The following is an 18,262-nucleotide window of genomic DNA, read 5'->3' as shown; positions in this document are numbered from 1 at the left end:
GTCGGATACGGCCGGCCCGCCCCCCGGACGCCGTCCGCCGAGGAAGGCGAAGGCACCGGTCCCAGGCAGAAGCCCCTGCCGGCCATCGAATACGGCCGTCCGCCGAAGCCGCCGCATGGCGAGCAGGGCCGTCAGCCCAAGCCTCCGCATGGCGAGCAGGGCCGCCAGCCCAAGCCTCCGCATGGCGAGCAGGCCCGTCCGCCGAAGCCTCCGCATGAGGAGTACGGCCGTCCACCGAAGCCTCCACGTGATGAACAGGGCCGCCAGCCCAAGCCTCCGCACCACGAGCACGACCGTCCGCCGAAGCCGCCACCGGCTATCGACTACGGCCGTCCGCCGAAACCACCGGCGGCCATCGACGCCGGTCGTCCGCCGAATCCCGGGCCGGCCATCGATGCCGGTGGTCCGCCGAAGCCCCCGGCGGCCATCGACGCCGGTCGTCCGCCGAATCCCGGGCCGGCCATCGATGCCGGTGGTCCGCCGAAGCCCCCGCGCGCCGTTCAGGGCCAGCCGCCGAAGCCTTCGCGTGACGGGCACAACCGTCCGCCGAAGCCACCAGCGGCCATCGACGCCGGCCGGCCGCCGAAGCCTCCCCCGGCAGAGGCCTCGGGGCGTCCTTCAAAGCCCTCTCGTGAAGAGCAAGGCCCTTCGCACAAGCCCTCACTGGCGCGTGCCTCCGCACGTCCCGTGAAGCAACAACGTGAGGAGCGGAACCGTCCGCAGAAGCCGCCTGCAGCCTCCGGGCACCCGCGCCCCGGGAAGCCGCAGCGTGAGGAGCAGAATCGTCCGGCGAAGCCGCCGTCAGCCTCCGAGCCCTTGCGCCCCACGGTGCCCGTGGAGCAGGGCCGTCCGCCCATGCCTCCGCGCATCGACCTCAGCGGGTCCTCGCACCCGGTGACGACCGACGAACGCCGTCGTCCGGCGAAGCCCTCCCGCGCCAAGACGGCCAGGCCTCCGAAGTCCTCCCGCCAGCAGGCGCCTCGGCCGGAAGGCGCGTCCAGCCCTGCGCCACGCGGCTCCCGCCCGAAGCGCGGCGGACCGAAGAAGCGCTAAGCCTTCGAACATGACGCCGCCCGTCAGCGGCGCATCCCACGAACCTGTCCGACTGTCGGACAGGTTTGGACAACCGCTGGCCCCCCTGCGCTGACACGCACCCCAGCGGAAACCTGTCCGACAGTCGGACAGGTTTGGCCGCATCGGTGGGGTGTACCGCCGGGATTCCCGAGGGCTTAGCATCGCGGCCAGTGCGGTCTTGCACCGCGAGGGGGAACCGCCATGCGTTCATGCATCCTCGTCCTGGGCCTGCTGGCCCTCACCGGCGCCTTCCGCGCTGAAGCCGAGGGCAAGTCCGTCGCGCTCATCTGGAAGGGCTCCAAGGACAAGGCTGAAGCCGAAGGGCAGCTGGCCACCTGGTCCGAGCTTGGAAAGCTGCTCGAGAAGACTGGCCTCACCCTTCCGGAAGACCACCCCAGGCTCGTCGAGAGCAAGACCGTCCCGGGCCTCAAGCCCGGCTTCTGGGTCTGGCTCCTGGGCACCTGTGCGTCCGACGAAGCGGCCCCCATCCTCGAACACCTCAAGCTGCTCGCCCCGGGGGCCTACTCCCGCGAGGTGACGCTCCCCGCGAACAAGCTCGCCTGTCCCGAGGGGCCGGAGGCCCCGCCGCGGGCCCGGGACGAAGTCCTCAAGCTTCGCTCCGGCGAAACCCTGCGCGTGTTCACCCAGGAGGAGACGGAGTCCCCCGACGAAGAGGGACGCGGCAACACCGTCTCCCGGACCCGGTTCCACTTCGTCCTCTTCAGCAAGGACGGCGAGGTCCTCGACATGGCGGACACCGAGGGCGACGTGGACGTCAGCGGAAACGACCCGGGCACCGGCCCCACCGCCTACCGCTGCACGAACACGCAGCTCGAAACGTCGAAGAAAACCGGCAAGGTCGTCCTCACCCGCCACTGCGGCGCCAGCGCCTTCGCCGAGTGTGGCTCCATGCGGTCCGCGGACGAGAGCGTCACCGTGGCCGTGGACAACGGCGTCGTGTCCGCGAGCGCCGAGGAGCGCAAGAACGTCGAATACTCCGAATGCGACTGACCCACGCCATCGCGGCGGGCTTGCTGTCGCTCGCGTCCACCCCGGCCTCCGCTGACGCCCCCGCACAGGCCATCCTCTGGAAGGGCTCCAGGAACAAGGCCGAGGCGGAAGCCCGGAAGGCCACCGGGTCCACCCTCGAAGCCTTCCTCCGGAAGGCGGGCCTGAGCCTGCCGGAGGGCTACCCGCGGCTCATCGAGAGCAAGACCCTCCCCGGCCTCAAGCCCGGCTTCTGGGTGTGGCTCTTGGGCCTCTGCGAACCCGAAGCCGCGCCCTCGATCCTGGGCCCCATCAAGCGGCTCGCCCCGGAGACCTACGCGCGCGCGGTGCGGATCCCCACGGAGCAGCTGTCCTGTCCCCAGCAGGAAGGTGCGCCGCTGGAAGCGCGGAAGCTCACGCTGAAGCGGCCCTCGGGCGCGACGCTGCGCGTGTTCACCCGCGACGAGACCACGACTCCGGACCCGGAGCACCCCAACCTCCGCCTCACGCGGACTCGCTACTTCTTCACCCTCATCGGGGCGAACGGGGCGGTGCTGGACTCAAAGGACCTGCCCGGTGACGAGCGCTTCAATGGAGCCCCGGCGCCCGGCTTCGAGTCCCCGCGCTGCGACGTCACGCGCCTCAGCGCGACAGGGAAGGACACGCTGTCCTTCATCCGCCACTGCACCACGGCCACCACCGAGTGCGGAGCGCTGGCCTCGCTCGACGAGCGCACCGTCGTCACGGTGGAGGGCGACACGGTCGTCCCCGGCGTCACGGAGCGCGCGAACGAGGAGGACCTGACCTGCCACTGACCGCTCAGGGGAAGCGGTACACGGTGACGTAGCCGTCCTGGTACACCACCTCGCCTCCCAGCTCGTCCGTGATGAACTGGTGGCGGATGGGGTGGAAGAAGTGCGTCACGTACCACTTGAAGTGGTGCTCCTTCAGGAAGCGCCGCATCTCCTCGCGCTCCTCCGGCGTGACGGTGCCGAACGCGCTGCGCATCCCTTCCGCCGCGCGGATCAACCGCGAGTCCACCAGCGCCGCCTCCCGCACCGGCAACCGCGACAGCCGGGCGAAGGACACCGGCTTGCCGTGGAACATCTGCTCCCACTGCCCCTGCACGTTGTCCGTCAGCACCGCCGCGGGCATGGGCGCGTCGCGAATCTCATCGAACACCGGCGGCAGCCGGGGCACCGGCGGCACCAGCATCTGGAGGCCCCGGTACTCCACGTTCGGCACCAGCGCCACCGCGAGCGCCACCGCCACGCCCAGCCGCGCATCCCGCCGGGACGCCCACGTCCCCGCGTGCGCCGCCGCGAACGCCACCAGCACCGACAGCGACAGGAACGTGAGCAGCACGAAGCGCACCGGCATGCCCCCGCGAGAGAACAGCGGCACCACGTGCTTGAACACCACGTAGGGCATCGGAATCTGCACCTTGAGCGGCACGCCGAACGCCGTCAGCGGCTCCGTCAGCGACAGCCACACCGCCAGCGCCAGGAGCAGCAGCACGTCCCGCCGCCACACCCGCTCCCGCCACGCGGGCACCAGCGCCACCGCGAGCGCGACAGCGAGGAGCAGCACCACCGGCGACACCCGGTCCTCCAGGCCGATGTTGAGCACCGTGCCCATGGACAGCACCGCGAAGCCCAGCCCCAGCCCCGCCCACCTGCGGCCCTCCGGCACGCCCCGCCACAGCGCGAAGAGGGCCAGCAGCGGCGTTACCCAGCCCAGGAAGGTGCCGGTCTCCTCCGCGTTGGTCGCCATCTTCCCGCGCAGGATGTTCAGGGAGAACTCCCGCGCCTTCGCGGGCAACTCCGTCATCCACGCCGAGCGCGTGTCCGGAACGAAGAACGAATACAGGTCGGAGAAGTAGTCGGAGTCGCCGTGGTGGATCTGCAGCGGCGCGGGGAACGCATGCAGCATCAAGGGCACGAGGGGCGGCACGCACGCGAGCCCCGCGGCCACCCCCGCCACCACCGCCCTGCGCACGAGCGGATCCCTCCACGTGTCCACGGAGAGCAGCGGCCCCCGCTTCCACCGCTCCGCCACCACCCACAGCAGCGAGAAGAGCGCGATGTAGACGAGGTAGTAGTAGTCACACAGCAACACGTACAACGCGCACAGCGCCAGCCCCACCAGCCACTTGCGCTTGCCCTCGTCCAGCCAGCGGAAGAAGCACAGCAGGTAGAGCGGCAGCCCCTCCAGCGCGCTCAAGTTCAGGTGCGCCGTCGCGTGGGCCAGGTGGTAGCGCGAGAAGTTGAACACGCACGCGCCCGCCAGCGCCGCCGCCGCGGCAATCCACGGCCCGTGGCCCGCGCGCTCCAGCAGGTAGCGCAACAGCAGCCACGACGTGTAGCCCGTCAGCACGAACGAGCCGAACAGCACGACGTTGTACGCCGTCTCCACCGGCATGAACGGCAGCAGCACCACGCCCCACAGCGTCTTCGCGGGCGCCAGCGTGTGCCAGTACAGCTCCGCCCCCAGGGGCCAGTGCAGCAGCGGCGCGAAGAAGGGGTTCTGCGGCTGCACCCAGAGGGCCTGCCGCATCCACCACAGGTGCCACATGTTCATGTAGACGTCTTCGCGGCCGCCCATCACGTGCCCCTGCATCTGGGACAGGAGCGGCCAGGTGTGGAACGCCGACAGCGCGAAGAACGTGAGCAGCACCAGCGGGTGCAGTACCCGCCGCATCAAGGGGGACATAGGCGCGGGGGACAACTTCAGCGGGGCCGTTCGGCGGCCATCAACATGTTGTCGCCCAGGTTGAACGGGATGGACCAGCTGGACGGGACACCCCGCCGCGCCAGCTCCAGCACCGGTGCCGCGGGCGTGAAGCTCGCTCCCACCTTCCGCAGCAGGTAGTCCGCGGAGATGATGTGCGTGTACGTCCGGACGTCCGTGACGTGGAAGCCCACCTCCTCCAGCAGCATCGCCAGGGTGCGGCGGCCGAAATAGAACAGGTGCATGTCCATCAGCCACGGCCACTGGCCGCCCATCAGCCGCGCCAGCAGGCTGCCCGCGTCGATGGTGGACAGGTAGATGCGGCCGCCGGGGCGCACCAGCTTGAGCGCGGCCTTCAGCTCCTCGCGCGGATCCGCGAAGTGCTCCACCACGTCCCACAGCGTCACCACGTCGTACTGGTGCCCCTTCGCCGCCAGCTCCCGCAGGGGGATGCCGTGCACCGTGAAGCCCAGGCTCCGCGCGTTGCCGGCCGCCCAGCGCGACAGCTCCAGCCCCTCCGGGCGGAAGCCCGCCTCGCGGGCCACGTCCAGGAAGTAGCCGCAGTAGGCCCCCACATCCAGCAGCGTGCGGCCCTGGGCCGGGCCCAGCTCGCGCAGCACGCGGCGGAACGTGTGGTAGCGGTTGTCCTTCTCCGCGACGTAGAGCGGGTCCTCCACGTCCTGGTACGCCTGCAGCAGCGCGTCCGGGGACTGGAGGGGCCACTGGAACATCATTCCGCAGTCCTCGCAGCCCCAGATGGGCGGGTGGCTGCGGTGACCGAAGGACGTGCAGTTGTAGGCCGCCGCCCCCTGGGGTTGGGTTCCGCCGCGCGCCCGGTGACGCAGCCGCAGGCGCCCTCCCCTGCACAGGTAGCAGGCATCCGGCACGGGGGCCAGGTGCGGTTCGGAGGCACGACGGGCGGCGTTGTCCATCATGGCGGCGCACCGTAGCCGCTGGGGCCCACCGCCTCAACACGTCGGATGGGACGAGCCCGGCCACCGGTGGCCATCACACCAGGCGCCCTCCAGGCCCTAAGCCCCTTGCTTTCCGGGCGACACGCCGCGAAATAGGCCCCCGTCTGGAATCGTTTTTCCAGGTTCACCTCCCCCTGAAGTCCCGTGACATGCGCGCCTTGAACGACCCCGCTTCCGCCCCTGCCCCCACGCTCCAGCTGGGCCTGCCGGGATTCTCCTTCGAAGACCTGTACCGCCCCAGCGGCCTGCGCCGGCTGGCGGAGCGCTTCGACGCGCAGCTTCAGGGCGACGCACCCGACCTGTTCCAGGCCTTCGACGCCTACCGCAAGTCCGGCGGCACCAGCCCTTCGGGCCCGGCCGAGTCCGACCTGCTCATCCAGGTGGCGCGCCACGTGTCGCGCTTCGTCGCCACGCTGTTCGGCATCACGCCGGAGTCCGAGCGCCTGGCCCGCCACCTGCGCGGCGAGCTGCCCCTCTTCGACTTCAAGCGCGAGTTCATCACGCGCCGCGTCTTCAAGAAGGGCGCGCAGGACCGCCCGACGCTCGCGGAGTTCCCGTCGCTGGACGGCCGCATGCGCCTGCTCATGCAGCTGGGCTTCCCGGACGCGCTCGAGCACGGCGACCTGGAGCGCGGACTCGCGGAGTCCATCCTCACGCTGCTGGACATCGAGCGGCTCTACTCCGGCAACCTGCCCCCCGCGCACCAGGAGCGCGCCCCGGTCCTGCGCGAGCGCTGGGCGGGGCTGCGCGCCGCGCTCACCGCCACGCCCGAGGGCGCGGACGCGTTCGGCTCCAGCCTGGTGACGAAGGGCGACGACGCGGCGGAGCTCCAGTCCGTGCGCGCGCTCCTGTCGCTGGCGGACCGCTGGACGTACGCCCGCGCGCTGCACCCGGAGACGAAGGCCCTCTTCCACACCTGGCCCACGCTGCGGCTGCCCAAGCCGCTGGTGTTCGACCAGCTGGTGCAGCTGCAGCGCCCGGACGCGCAGCTGGAGGAGAAGACGGAAGGGCTGGAGCACCACCTGCGCCACCGCGACGGCTTCAAGCTCACCGACCGCCGGGGCACCCCGCGCGACGTGATGAACGAGGTGGACTACTGCGTCATCTGCCACGAGCGGCAGAAGGACTCGTGCAGCAAGGGCTTCCCCGCGAAGGACCCGGTGGCGGAGGGGCACTCGTTCAAGAAGAACCCCCTGGGCATCCCGCTCACCGGCTGCCCGCTGGACGAGCGCATCTCCGAGGCGCACGCGCTCAAGCGCGAGGGTGACTCCGTGGCCGCGCTGGCCATGGTGACGCTGGACAACCCCATGTGCCCGGGCACCGGCCACCGCATCTGCAACGACTGCATGAAGGCCTGCATCTTCCAGAAGCAGGAGCCGGTGAACATCCCGCTGGCGGAGACGGCCACGCTCACCGACGTGCTGGACCTGCCGTGGGGCTTTGAAATCTACGGCTTCCTCACGCGCTGGAACCCGCTCAACATCCGCCGCCCGTACGCCCTGCCCTACGTGGGCCGCAACGTGATGGTGGTGGGCATGGGCCCCGCCGGCTACACGCTGTCGCACTACCTGCTCAATGAAGGCTTCGCCGTCACCGGCGTGGACGGCCTCAAGATTGAACCGTTCCCGGATGAGCTGGTGGGCCGCAACGGCCACAAGCTGGCGCCCATCCGCGACTGGCGCGAGCTCACGCGCGAGCTGGACGAGCGCGTGCTGGAGGGCTTCGGCGGCGTGTCCGAGTACGGAATCACCGTGCGCTGGGACAAGAACTTCCTCACGCTCATCCACCTGACGCTCGCGCGCCGCGAAGGCCTGCGCATCTACGGCGGCATCCGCTTCGGCGGCACGCTGACGGTGGAGGATGCGTGGGCGCTGGGCTTCGACCACGTGGCCATCGCCGCGGGCGCGGGCCGCCCCACCATCATCGGGATGAAGAACAACCTCATCCGGGGCATCCGCAAGGCGTCCGACTTCCTGATGGCGCTGCAGCTCACGGGCGCCTTCAAGCGCGACTCGCTGGCAAACCTCCAGGTGCAGCTGCCCGCCATCGTCATCGGCGGCGGCCTCACCGGCATCGACACCGCCACGGAGCTGATGGCGTACTACCCGGTGCAGGTGGAGAAGACGCTGGAGCGCCACGAGAAGCTGGTGGCGGACCTGGGCGAGGCGGCCGTCCTCGCGCGCCTGGACGCCGAGGAGCGCGCCACCTACCAGACCTTCCTGGAGCACGGCCGCGCCGTCCGCGCGGAGCGTCAGAAGGCCCAGGCGGAAGGCCGCTCGCCGGACTTCATCCACCTGGTGCGTGCGTGGGGCGGCGTGAGCCTGGTGTACCGCCGCGGCCTCACGGAGTCCCCCGCCTACCGCCTCAACCACGAGGAGGTGTCCAAGGCGCTGGAGGAGGGCATCCGCTTCATCGAGCGGATGAGCCCCACGGAGGCGCTGCAGGACGACACCGGCGCGGTGCGCGCCATCCGCTTCGAGCGCATGGTGACGGTGGACGGCAAGCTCAAGGGCAGCGGCCAGTTCTTCGAGCTGCCGGCGAAGACGGTGTGCGTGGCGGCGGGCACGTCCCCCAACGTCACCTACGAGAAGGAGTACCCGGGCACCTTCCAGCTGGACGACGCCAAGGAGTACTTCCAGGGCCACGAGCTGGTGGAGGAAGGCCCGGGCTTCAAGCTCCAGCCGGTGGAGGCCGCCGAGGACCCCGAGGCGAAGGTGGGCTTCTTCACGTCCTACGCGCAGGACGGCCGCTTCGTGTCCTTCTACGGCGACAACCACCCGACCTACGCGGGCAACGTGGTGAAGGCCATGGCCAGCGCGAAGGACGGCCACCCGCAGGTGGCGCGCCTGTTCGCGAAGGAAGTCGCCGCCATGGACTTCCGCGACACGGCCGCGCAGGAGGCGCGCGAGTCGAAGCGCGCCGCCCACTTCGCGAAGCTGGACGAGGCGTTCCTCGCCACCGTGGTCGCGGTGAACCGGCTCACGCCGACCATCGTGGAGGTGGTGGTGCGCGCGCCCTTCGCCGCGAGCCACTTCTCCCCCGGCCAGTTCTACCGGCTCCAGAACTTCGAGCGGAACGCGCCGCTCGTGGACGGCGTGCGCCTCACCATGGAGGGCCTGGCCCTCACGGGCGCGTGGGTGGACAAGGAGAAGGGCCTGATGGGCACCATCGTGCTGGAGATGGGCTCTTCCTCCCGCCTCTGCGCCGCGCTCAAGCCCGGCGAGCCCATCGTGCTGATGGGCCCCACGGGCGCGCCCACGGAGATTGGCCACAACGAGACGGTGGTGCTGGTGGGCGGAGGCCTGGGCAACGCGGTGCTCTTCTCCATCGCGCGCTCGCTCAAGGCCGCGGGCTGCCGCGTGGTGTACTTCGCGGGCTACCGGCTGAAGTCGGACTCGTTCAAGCAGGACGAGATTGAAGCCGGCACCGACCAGGTCATCTGGTCCGTGGACTCCGGGGAGCTCCTGGACGTACGCCGTCCGCAGGACGCGGCCTTCCGGGGCAACGTGGTGCAGGCCATGGTGGCGTACGCGGAAGGCAAGCTGGGCGTGAAGCCCGCCATCTCGCTGAGCGAGGTGGACCGCATCATCGCCATCGGGTCGGACCGGATGATGCGCGCGGTGGCGGAGGCCCGGCACGGCGTGCTCCAGCCGTTCCTCAAGCCGGGCCACGAGGCCATCGGGTCCATCAACTCCCCCATGCAGTGCATGATGAAGGAGATCTGCGCCCAGTGCCTCCAGCGGCACGTGGACCCCGTCACCGGCAAGGAGACGTGGGTCTTCTCCTGCTACAACCAGGACCAGCGGCTGGACCACGTGGACTTCGTCAACCTGAACCAGCGCCTGCGCGGCAACACGGTGCTGGAGAAGATGGGCGACACCTTCCTCGCGCAGCTCTTGAAGAAGGCGCCGCAGCTCAAGCGCGTCTAGCCGTCAGCGCCGCACGCCCGCGAAGGCCTTGAGCATGTCCTGATAGTTCTTCGTCAGGTCGGTTTCGCGGGTCAGCACCACGTCCACGTTGGCGTCGCCGAACTCCCGGCGCGCCTCCGGGAGCTTCTGGAAGGTCTCCACCTGGCGCCGCATGGACTCCACCTGCGGCGCAAGCTCCTTCTGCTGCTCCTCCGGCATGCGGGACTGGAGCGCCTCCAGCTTCTTGAGCTCCTCCTCGTACTGGAGCGTCCGGCCCATCTGCCGCTGGCTGATGACGGCGGTGACGACCTCCGCGATGCGGTTGACCTCGTCCGTGGACAGCCCCGCCGCCTGGCGCGCGTCGGCCTCCGCCTGCGCCTTGCGCTCGATGAGCTTCAGGCCACTCCGGGCCTTCTCCAGCGCCTGGGGCGTGCCCGCGTCCATCAGCGGCCCCATGTCCTGCAGGCCCCGCATCAGCGACCCGTACACCTCCAGCATCTTGCGCTGGTAGCCCACGTACGCATCCAACTTGGCCTTCGTCACGGTGTAGGGGCCGGACGCCGCGTCCTCGCCGGCCTCCCCACCTTCCAGGCGGGCGACCGTCTCCCTGGCACCGCCGCCCCCTTCCGAGCCCTCCGTCGCATCCTTTCGACAGCCGGACAGGGCCAGGACGACGGCCAGAAACCCCCACGACTTGCGCATGCCACCTCCCATAACCGCTGACGGGTGCCCAGTGTATGCTCCGGCTGGCCTCGCGAACGGCGGTTCCCGAACGCCCTCCACGGGCAGGCTGTTCCGGGCACTGAACAATCGATTCATTACCTTTGACCAACCGGGCCACGGTCATGTACGAACCGCGGTCCTGTCGCGAGCGGTGGAGGGACTTTGAGGATTTTCCTGGTAAGGCACGGCGATGCGGACGCAGAGATCCCCGAGGGTCTCGGCGACGAGGCGCGCGCGCTGACCGCGAAGGCCCGTACGAATGTCGCCGCGCACTTCGCGTCGCTGTCTGAGCGCATGGGGCCCATCAGCCTCATCCTCACCAGCCCGCTGGTGCGCACGGTGCAGACGGCGCAGATCCTCTCCAACTCCGTGAAGCATGAAGGCCTCCTGCGCGTGCACCGCTGCCTGCTGCCGGACATGCCGGTGGGCGCGGTGGAGCCCGTGCTCAAGGAGTACTCCGACGAGAACCTCGTCCTGGTGGGCCACCAGCCCTCCATGGGCGCGCTGGCGGCGCACCTCCTGGGGATGCAGTCCTTCCCCAAGCCGGTGAACCCGGGCACGGTCATCGCCATGGAGTGGCCGGAGACGCCCACCAGCACGGAGGACCAGGTGCCCGGCGAGAAGGGGGAGAATCCCCCGGCGCAGCACCTGAAGTTCCTGTTCTACGCCGCCCCCGGCCAGCAGGTCCTCGACGTCATCCAGTGACGTCCGGGAGCGCGGCGCCATGATGGACGAAGCCCGCTACAACTCCCTCGTGGCCGCCGCGTTCAAGCGCATCCTGACGGCGGCGGACGCCTTCGACCCCGACGTGCTGGAAGCCGAAGCCACCGGGGAAAAGGTGACGCTCACGGCCGCGTCGCAGGAGAAGTGCATCATCAACACCCAGCGCGCCGTCTGGCAGATCTGGGTGGCCGGCCAGGGCCAGGGCATCCACTTCAGCTACGACGACGCCTCGCGCACCTGGAAGGACGACAAGGGGCGCGGGCTGGAGCTGTTCGCCTTCGTCGCCGGCGTGGTGAAGCACCTCACCGGCGAAGCGCTCACCTACCCGTAGCGCTGGCGGAAGACCCGTGGCGCCTGGCCACGGGTCCCGCGTGCGACGGCAGGTGCTTCAGACCTTCATCACTTCCTGCTCCTTGGCCGCGAGCATCTCATCCACCTTCTTGATGCCGGCGTCGGTCGCCTTCTGGACCTCCTCGGTGCGGCGCTTGAGGTCGTCCTCGGTGATCTTCTTGTCCTTTTGCTGAGCCTTGAGGGCCTCGTTCGCGTCGCGGCGCATGTTGCGGACGGCGACCTTGGACTCCTCGCCCCGCGCCTTCACCTGCTTCACGATGTCCTTGCGGCGCTCCTCGGTGAGGGGCGGGAACGGCAGGCGGATCATCTCGCCGTCGTTCATCGGGTTGATGCCCAGGTTGGCTTCACGCAGGGCCTTCTCGATGTCCTTCAGCACGCCCTTGTCCCAGGGCTTGATGGTGATGAGGCGGGGCTCCGGCGCGTTGATGCTGGCCACGCCGTTGAGGGGCGTGGGCGTGCCGTACTGGTCCACCTTGATGCCGTCCAGGATGGCGGTGGAGGCGCGGCCGGTGCGCACCTTGGCCAGGTCCTGCTTGAGCGAATCCAGTGCCTTGTCGATACGGCTCTTCAATTCAGAGGCGGCGTCAGCCATTGCTGTCTCCTGTCAGAAGTGGGGTGTTCGCGTCGCTGCTCGGAAGCCTAGGCCCAGACCGTCTCGGCCGCGCCGACGACCGTGCCGAACTCGCCGTGGCCCGTGACGGCGCGCTGGATGTTCCCGCGCGTGCCCAGGTCGAACACGATGATGGGCAGCTTGTTGTCCATGCACAGCGAGATGGCCGTGGAGTCCATCACGTTGAGGTTCTGCTTGAGGACGTCCATGTACGTGAGCGTCCGGTAGCGCTTCGCGGTGGGGTCCTTCTTCGGGTCCGCGTTGTAGACGCCGTCCACCTTGGTGGCCTTGAGGATGACCTGCGCGTTGATTTCCATCGCGCGCAGCGACGCGGCCGTGTCGGTGGTGAAGTAGGGGTTGCCCGTGCCCGCGGCGAAGATGACGACGCGGCCCTTCTCCAGGTGGCGCACCGCGCGCCGGCGGATGTAGGGCTCGGCGATCTGCTCCATCTTGATGGCGGACTGCACGCGCGTCTTCAGCCCCTGCTTCTCCAGCGCGTCCTGCAGCGCCATGGAGTTGATGCAGGTGGCGAGCATGCCCATGTAGTCCGCGCTCGCGCGGTCCATGCCCTCCGTGGCGCCAGCGACGCCGCGGAAGATGTTGCCTCCGCCGATGACGAGGGCGATTTCGAGCCCCGTCCGCTGCAGCTCGGCCACTTCCTCCGCGATGCGCGTGAGGGTGGGCGGGTGGATGCCGTACTTCCCCTCGCCCATCAGGGCTTCGCCCGACAGTTTGAGGAGGATGCGCTTGTAGGGAGAGGTGGATTCGGACATACGCGTCCGCTTCTATCCCCCGCCCCGCGCCCAAGCAACGACGGAAGTCGTGGCGCGCGCCGCACCGTCCGATGCCGGGCGGATGGGCACAGGACGCAGCAGGGCCTGGAATACCAAGGGCCGCGCCCCCGGCGCCCTTCCCCATGAGGAAGAGCCCCAGGCACGCGGCCCTGGAGAACAACGGGACGTCGGGAGGCGGCTTAGGCCTGGCCCAGCGTCTTGGCCACTTCGGCGGCCAGGTCGTCCTTCTTCTTCTCGATGCCCTCACCCACCTCGAAGCGGGCGAAGCGGCGCACGGAGACCTTCTCGCCAATCTTGGCGGCGCGCTCGTTGATCATCTCGCCGACCTTCTTCTTGTCGTCCTTCACCCAGAGCTGGTCCACCAAGCAGACGCCCTCGTAGTACTTCTCCATCTTGCCCACGAGGATCTTCTCCAGCATCGCCTCGGGCTTGCCCTGCTGCTTGAGCAGCTCGCGCTGGATCTCCTTCTCCTTGTCCATGGCCTCGGAGGGGACCTCCTCGCGGCGGACGAACTTGGGGTTGGCCGCGGCGATCTGCATGGCCACGTCCTTCACCAGCTCCTGGAAGTCCGGGTTGCGCGCGACGAAGTCCGTCTCGCAGTTGACCTCCACCAGCACGCCGATGCGGCCGCCGTGGACGTAGGTGCCCACGATGCCCTCGGCGGCGACGCGGCCGGCCTTGCCCTCGGCCTTGGAGATGCCCTTCTTGCGCAGCCACTCCTCGGCCTTGGCGAAGTCGCCACCGGACTCGGCCAGCGCCTTCTTGCAGTCCATCATGCCCGCGTTGGTGCGCTCGCGGAGGTCCTTCACCATCTGGGCGGTGATCTCAGCCATGTCGTGTCTCTTTCTTCGTCTGCTCCGAGCCTGGCGGCGTGCGCCGGGGGCGGAGGCTTGAGTTCAAGGGGAGGAAAACGCTGGAACGAAAAACGGAGACGGCCGGACAGCGGGCCTTGAGAGGTGCCGCCCGGCCGACTCCGGAAGCTGCGGAAGGAAAGCGATGGGGACGGGCGGTTACTCCGCCGCCGGCGTGCCCTCGCCACCCTCGGGCGCCTGCTCGGTGGCGGCGGGGGCGGCGGACGCGCCACCCTTCATCTCCACGAGGGGCCCACGGCGCTCGCCGCCACGGTCACCACCACCGCGGCGGTCATCGCGGTCGCGGCGGTCGCCACGGCGCGGGCCACGGCGGTCGTCACGGTCGCGGCGGTCGTCACGGCCCTCGCGCTCCTCCTGCTCGTCGCGCTCGGCGGCGCCGGACGCACGGTAGCGCGCCGCACCCTCGAGGCACGCGTCCGCGATCTTCGACGTGAAGAGCTTGATGGAGCGGATGGCGTCGTCGTTGCCCGGGATGACGAAGTCGATGCCGTCCGGATCGCAGTTCGTGTCCACCAGGCCAATCACCGGGATGCCCAGGCGGGTGGCCTCGTGGATGGCGATGTGCTCCTTCTTCGGGTCGATGATGAAGACGCAGCGGGGCAGCTTCGCCATGTCCTTCACGCCGCCCAGGTTCTTCTCCAGCTTCTCGCGCTCGCGGTCCAGCTGGGCGACTTCCTTCTTGGGCAGGCGCTCGAAGGTGCCGTCCTCGGCCATCTTCTCCAGCGTCTTGAGGCGGTCGATGCCCTGCTTGATGGTCTTGAAGTTCGTCAGCGTGCCGCCCAGCCAGCGGCTGGTGACGTGGAACTGACCGGCGCGGGCGGCCTCCTCCTGGATGACGTCCTGCGCCTGCTTCTTGGTGCCGACGAACAGCACCGAACCGCCGCGGGCCGTGATGTCCGCCACGAAGCGGAAGGCCGAGCGGGCCATCGTCACGGTCTTCTGCAGGTCGATGATGTAGATGCCGTTACGGGCACCGAAGATGTAGGGCTTCATCTTCGGGTTCCAGCGCTTGGTCTGGTGGCCGAAGTGGACGCCGGCCTCAAGGAGCTGGCGCATCGTGATGCCGCTGGCCGCGGCCATCGCCTGGGCCTGCGTCTGCGTATCCTGCTGGGTATCCATGGTGCGTGTACCTTCCGGTTGTTCCGCCACGCGCGTTGAGACAGCTGCCAGTCCTGGCCCTTCCACCGTGGAGGGGCACCGGAGACCGGTGACACGCGTGTGAGTAGTGGGTGTTGCGGACTGCCTCGGGCGTACGGCCCGGCCCCTCTTCATAACGGGGCGCGGCGTCCTTAGCAGAACGCTCGAGAGGGGCGCAAGCTTCGGCACACCGTCCGTCCGGGTCCTACCCCTCCGGGGACGCCTCCTTCCCCTCCAGGAAGGCGACCGGCGCGGCCCCGCTCCCCTGGACTGGGGAGGGCGACCGCGCCGGAGGGCACTGCTTCTGTCAGCTGGCGTCAGCGACTACGGGTTCGCCTCGTTGGCGCCGTGGCACTTCTTGTACTTGCGGCCGCTGCCGCAGGGGCAGGGGTCGTTGCGGCCCACGGTGCGGGCGGGCGCGGCGGCGGCCTCGCGCTGGGCGACCGGGGTGGCGGTGGCCTCCTCGATCTTCCCCTCGGCGTCGGCGCGGCCCTCCACGGCCTTCTTCTGCTGCTGGGCGAGCTGGCGCTGGATGCGGGCGGTCTCCTCCGCCGCGTTGGAGGCGGAGCGGGCCTGGACACGCATCATCTGGCTGACGAACTGCGTCTTGATGGCGTCCAGCATCTGCATGAAGCCCGTGTAGCCTTCCTTCTTGTACTCCTGCTTCGGGTCCTTCTGGCCGTAGCCGCGCAGGCCGATGCCCTGGCGCAGGTGGTCCATGGCCAGCAGGTGGTCCTTCCACAGCTGGTCGATGGTGGCCAGGTACCGGTACTGCAGGAAGCGCATGAAGTCTTCGCCGAACTCCTGCTCGCGGGCGGTGAAGACCTTCTCCGCCGCCCCGTAGATCTGCTCCTGGAGCTCGTCGCGGTTGCCGACGCCCTCGAAGGCCATCTCCAGGTTCAGCGACTCCTTCACCATGTTGGACAGCGAGGCGATGTCCCAGGTGTCGGAGCTGCGCGTGGGGGCGTAGGTGTCCGTCATGGACACGACGACGTCCTCCACCGCGTCCAGCACCATCTCCCGGAAGTCCGCCCAGGAGATGACGCGCTCGGAGCGCGTCTTCACGCGCGTCTTGAGGTCCTCCTCGTACTCCACGAGGGGGATGCCCGCGCCCGACGCGAGCACCTGGCGGCGCAGCTTGTAGATGGTGCGCCGCTGCTGGTTCATCACGTCGTCGTACTCGAGCAGGTTCTTGCGGATGTCGAAGTTGTGGCCTTCGACCCGCTTCTGCGCGCTCTCGATGGCGCGCGAGAGCCAGATGTGCTCGATGACCTCGCCCTCCTCCATGCCCAGGCGCTCCATGAGCATCTGGATGCGCTCGGACCCGAAGATGCGCATCAGGTCGTCTTCCAGGGACAGGAAGAAGCGGCTGGCGCCCGGGTCACCCTGGCGGCCGGCGCGGCCACGCAGCTGGTTGTCCACGCGGCGGGACTCGTGGCGCTCCGTGCCGATGATGAAGAGGCCGCCGGCGGCCATGACCTCTTCACGCTCGCGCTTGGTGAGCGCCTCGTTGTTCGCCTTCGTCTCCGCGAAGCGCTTCTCGTAGTCCGCGAGCGCCGCCTGGTAGCCGGTGAGGTCCAGGGGCTGGCCGTCCACGGCCTCGGGCGGCTCCGGCGGCGGGCCCATCTCGCTCTTGGTCATGACCTCCGCGTTGCCGCCCAGGAGGATGTCCGTGCCGCGGCCGGCCATGTTGGTGGAGATGGTGACCGCGCCCTTGCGGCCCGCCTGCGCGACGATGTCCGCCTCGCGCTGGTGCGCCTTGGCGTTGAGGACGCTGTGGGGCACGCCGCGCTTCTTGAGGAAGTTGGACACCACCTCGCTCTTGGCGATGGACACCGTGCCCACGAGCACCGGCTGACCGGCCTTGTGCAGCTCTTCAATCTGCCCGGCGACGGCTTCGAACTTCTCGCGCTCCGTCTTGTAGACCACGTCCTGCTCGTCGCGGCGCTGCGCCTGACGGTTGGTCGGGATGACGCGCACGTCCAGGTTGTAGATCTTCGCGAACTCTTCGGCTTCCGTGTCCGCGGTGCCCGTCATGCCGGACAGCTTGGAGTACATGCGGAAGTAGTTCTGGAACGAGACCGTGGCGAGCGTCTGGTTCTCGTTCTCAATCTTCACGCCCTCCTTGGCCTCGATGGCCTGGTGGAGGCCGTCGGACCAGCGGCGGCCCGGCATGAGGCGGCCGGTGAACTCGTCGACGATCTGCACCTCGCCGTCCTTCACCACGTAGTCCTTGTCGCGCTTGTAGAGCGTGTGCGCGCGCAGGGCCTGCTCGACGTGGTGGAGGGTCTCGATTTCGCCCGGGTCGTAGAGGTTGCCGACGTTGAGGCGCTTCTGGAGCTTGTCGATGCCGTCGTCGGTGAGGGCCACCGCGCGGTGCTTCTCATCCAGGGTGTAGTCCTGGTCCGGCACGAGGCCCGGGATGACCTGGTCCACCCGGTAGTACTTGTCGGTGCTGTCCTCGGTGGGGCCGGAGATGATGAGCGGCGTGCGGGCCTCGTCGATGAGGATGGAGTCCACCTCGTCGACGATGGCGTAGTTGAGCTCGCGCTGGACGTAGTCCTGCAGACGGAACTTCATGTTGTCGCGCAGGTAGTCGAAGCCGAACTCGTTGTTCTGGCCGTACGTGATGTCCGAGCGGTACGCCTCCTGGCGCTGCTTGTCGGACAGCTCGTGGAGCACGCAGCCCGTCGTCATGCCCAGGAACTTGTAGACGCGGCCCATCCACTCCGCGTCGCGGCGGGCCAGGTAGTCGTTCACCGTGACGACGTGCACGCCGCGGCCGGACAGGGCGTTCAAGTAGGAGGGCAGCGTCGCGGTGAGGGTCTTGCCTTCACCGGTGCGCATCTCCGCGATGCAGCCCTCGTGGAGGAACATGCCGCCGATGAGCTGCACGTCGTAGTGGCGCTGGCCGATGACCCGGCTCGCCGCTTCACGGGTGAGGGCGAAGGCCTCGAACAACAGGTCGTCGAGCGGCTTGCCGTTCGCGATCTCCTGCTTCATCCGGGCGGTTTCGCGCGCGAAGTCCTCGTCCTTGAGGGCCTTCATGCGGCCCTCCAGTTCGTTGATGCGGGCGACCTTCAGGCGGGCTTTCTTGAGCTCGCGCTCATTCTTGGTCCCGATGAGCTTCTTTAGCGTCCATTCAATCATGTTGGCTCTCTCGCCGGAGGATCCTCGAAGGAGCGCGGCGAGTGAAGGGAATTCCCAGGAGATGTAAGGGAGAACCAGACCAAAACCACGCGCGCCCCCCGAAACTTCCTCTCGGCTGGCCGCCCGGCGCGCGGTGGCCCAGAGTAAAGCGGAACCGAGTCCACGCAATGTCCCCTAAGCAGATTCACCGTCCCCGCGCCGCGAAGACTTCTTCCGGCCGCTCCTCCCC

At 69.0% G+C, this 18,262-nt stretch carries 13 protein-coding genes and 1 pseudogene; 6 read left to right on the top strand and 8 right to left on the bottom strand.

Going from position 1 to position 18,262, the window contains the following annotated elements:
* From D7W79_RS44550 to D7W79_RS21960, 3 genes and pseudogenes are all read left to right on the top strand, one after another.
* Positions 1–1,053, top strand: a pseudogene (locus tag D7W79_RS44550) (hypothetical protein); the annotation flags it as partial.
* A gap of 222 nt (positions 1,054–1,275) precedes the next feature.
* Positions 1,276–2,085, top strand: a complete 810-nt coding sequence (locus D7W79_RS21965; protein ID WP_120527344.1) for a hypothetical protein — start codon at positions 1,276–1,278, stop codon at positions 2,083–2,085.
* Positions 2,076–2,876, top strand: a complete 801-nt coding sequence (locus D7W79_RS21960; protein ID WP_120527343.1) for a hypothetical protein — start codon at positions 2,076–2,078, stop codon at positions 2,874–2,876. The genes D7W79_RS21965 and D7W79_RS21960 overlap by 10 nt, the downstream gene beginning before the upstream one ends.
* 4 nt (positions 2,877–2,880) lie before the next feature.
* Here the strand turns inward: D7W79_RS21960 and D7W79_RS21955 are convergent, their stop codons facing one another.
* A complete protein-coding gene (locus tag D7W79_RS21955; RefSeq protein ID WP_244221900.1) occupies positions 2,881–4,761 on the bottom strand; it encodes a glycosyltransferase family protein in 1,881 nt (626 codons plus the stop codon).
* 29 nt (positions 4,762–4,790) lie between these two features.
* Positions 4,791–5,726: a class I SAM-dependent methyltransferase gene (locus D7W79_RS21950; protein ID WP_244221898.1), complete on the bottom strand. Its 936-nt coding sequence runs from the start codon at positions 5,724–5,726 to the stop codon at positions 4,791–4,793.
* Positions 5,727–5,914: 188 nt separating this feature from the next.
* On the opposite strand from D7W79_RS21950, the gene D7W79_RS21945 reads away from it, so the two are divergent.
* Positions 5,915–9,694: an FAD-dependent oxidoreductase gene (locus D7W79_RS21945; RefSeq protein ID WP_120527341.1), complete on the top strand. Its 3,780-nt coding sequence runs from the start codon at positions 5,915–5,917 to the stop codon at positions 9,692–9,694.
* Positions 9,695–9,697: 3 nt separating this feature from the next.
* On the opposite strand, the gene D7W79_RS21940 is transcribed toward D7W79_RS21945, so the two are convergent.
* A complete protein-coding gene (locus D7W79_RS21940; RefSeq protein WP_120527340.1) occupies positions 9,698–10,375 on the bottom strand; it encodes a hypothetical protein in 678 nt (225 codons plus the stop codon).
* Positions 10,376–10,558: 183 nt separating this feature from the next.
* On the opposite strand from D7W79_RS21940, the gene D7W79_RS21935 reads away from it, so the two are divergent.
* Both D7W79_RS21935 and cyaY read left to right on the top strand, forming a co-directional pair.
* A complete protein-coding gene (locus tag D7W79_RS21935) occupies positions 10,559–11,101 on the top strand; it encodes a SixA phosphatase family protein (protein ID WP_120527339.1) in 543 nt (180 codons plus the stop codon).
* 19 nt (positions 11,102–11,120) lie between these two features.
* A complete protein-coding gene (cyaY, locus tag D7W79_RS21930; RefSeq protein ID WP_120527338.1) occupies positions 11,121–11,450 on the top strand; it encodes an iron donor protein CyaY in 330 nt (109 codons plus the stop codon).
* Positions 11,451–11,507: 57 nt separating this feature from the next.
* On the opposite strand, the gene frr is transcribed toward cyaY, so the two are convergent.
* The 5 genes from frr to secA all read right to left on the bottom strand — a co-directional run bounded on the left by frr (position 11,508) and on the right by secA (position 18,033).
* Positions 11,508–12,062: a ribosome recycling factor gene (gene frr, locus D7W79_RS21925; RefSeq protein WP_120527337.1), complete on the bottom strand. Its 555-nt coding sequence runs from the start codon at positions 12,060–12,062 to the stop codon at positions 11,508–11,510.
* A gap of 47 nt (positions 12,063–12,109) precedes the next feature.
* On the bottom strand, positions 12,110–12,853 hold the full coding sequence (pyrH, locus tag D7W79_RS21920) for a UMP kinase (RefSeq protein ID WP_120527336.1): 744 nt from the start codon (positions 12,851–12,853) through the stop codon (positions 12,110–12,112).
* Between the two features lie 200 nt (positions 12,854–13,053).
* Entirely contained in the window at positions 13,054–13,707 is a 654-nt protein-coding gene (gene tsf, locus D7W79_RS21915) for a translation elongation factor Ts (RefSeq protein ID WP_120527335.1), read from the bottom strand.
* Between the two features lie 177 nt (positions 13,708–13,884).
* Positions 13,885–14,865 carry a 30S ribosomal protein S2 gene (rpsB, locus tag D7W79_RS21910; protein WP_120527334.1) on the bottom strand — a complete coding sequence of 327 codons (981 nt, stop codon included), beginning with the start codon at positions 14,863–14,865 and terminating at the stop codon, positions 13,885–13,887.
* A gap of 342 nt (positions 14,866–15,207) precedes the next feature.
* Positions 15,208–18,033 (bottom strand): preprotein translocase subunit SecA, encoded by a 2,826-nt coding sequence (gene secA, locus D7W79_RS21905; protein ID WP_120527333.1) that lies wholly within the window; start codon positions 18,031–18,033, stop codon positions 15,208–15,210.
* Positions 18,034–18,262 lie beyond the last annotated feature (229 nt).

The sequence above is a fragment of the Corallococcus exercitus genome (genome assembly GCF_003611585.1).
Taxonomy (GTDB): Bacteria; Myxococcota; Myxococcia; order Myxococcales; family Myxococcaceae; genus Corallococcus; species Corallococcus exercitus.
The sequence above is the reverse complement of the archived record's forward strand: the minus strand, read 5'-3'. Positions and strand labels throughout refer to the sequence as shown.